Consider the following 1,269-nt stretch of genomic DNA (forward strand, 5'->3'; position numbering starts at 1 on the left):
CCCATTTTCCATCGCCTCGACCAGAAAGGCCGCGTTGGTGGCCTTTGTCCGGTAGCGATTCTCAAGTCCGTTTTTCTCCGCCTCGACTTCGGCTGCGATCTGGTCAAGCAGCTTTGCCAGGCGGTCAAGGCGCGAGATGTCGGTCTGCCTGTCTCGAGCCGGATCCCTTGATCTGAAGCCGAATATCGAAGCCATGCGCTCAGTTTCCTGTCATGGCCGGCCTTAGGTCACTCCCGTGCCCATCCAGGCCGAAAAAATCTTGTCGCATCGTCCAGCTCCTCTGACAGGGGACATTTTCGGGCCGATTCAAACAACCAACCAAAATTGCTGCACCGCAACATACATGCCATCCCCAGAGCGAGTAGGCAACCACCTAATGCATGTTGCGCAAAAGTGCGCAGCGGTTTTGCGACAACGACATGCATAAGGACAAGAACTAAAACGCGTCGCATGATTCTCATCAAACGCGACGCGCATTAGTGTGGCCAATCGGAAATTCGCATCACGCTGGAGCGGGGTAAGGACCTGTTGACATGATCGGCATGGCGGCGTTTGCGGACAAGCTCAAGTCTCGCCGACCGGGCTGGTTGCGGCCATCAGAAAGCGCAGCGGCGGCACAGGCTGCTTCGGGGCAAAGCCGGCGCGGCGAAACAGCGCATCCAGCTTGTCGGCGGCCACGCCGCGAACGATGGGGATGAGGTTGGATTGGCTGGCCAGGGCGTAGGCCGCGGCCGACGTCAGCCCCCGCTCGTTCTTCACGTCGAGGAAGTTCCGCAACCGGTATTTGTCGCGCACCTGCCGTTCGTGCCTTCTGAGCACCGCCTTAGAGCCTTCCGGCAAACTGTCGATCGCCAGCAGCGCTAGATCCGCGTCGGCCAGACGCTTGAGATCCTGCGTCCTATGCTGGCCGCTCAGCGAATCCGCGCGAACGATGGCGCCATAGCCGCAGGACCTGATGACCTTGAAGCGTGCCCCGCAAGCAACCGCGCGCGCGTAGAGTTCATAGTCTTCGCCCAGCCGCAGGTTTTCGTCATAGCGCAGCCCATGCCGGTCAAGAAAAGCGCGGCTGATCACCGGTTTGAGGAAGCCCAACTCACCTCTCTGCACACGGCGACTGGAGATGTTGCCTTCGATGAAACGCTCGAAATCGAGGAATTCCGGGTCGGCCGAGAATCGCGGAGCGGCGATTTTCGAGACATCGGTCGCCGCATCGTCCCTGATCATCATGATGTTGTCGGCAGCGAAGTCCCAATCGGTGCTGGCGAACAA

The 1,269-nt window shown here is 59.6% G+C and carries 1 protein-coding gene and 1 pseudogene; both read right to left on the reverse strand.

Annotated elements, in window-relative coordinates; all coding sequences use genetic code 11:
* Nucleotides 1–195, reverse strand: a pseudogene (locus E5W87_RS12910) (hypothetical protein); the annotation flags it as partial.
* Nucleotides 196–564: 369 nt separating this feature from the next.
* A partial coding sequence (locus E5W87_RS12915) for a glycosyl transferase family A (protein WP_292397734.1) occupies nt 565–1,269 on the reverse strand: 705 nt, incomplete at its 5' end.

The sequence above is a fragment of the Mesorhizobium sp. genome, assembly GCF_004962925.1.
Taxonomy (GTDB): domain Bacteria; phylum Pseudomonadota; class Alphaproteobacteria; order Rhizobiales; family Rhizobiaceae; genus Mesorhizobium.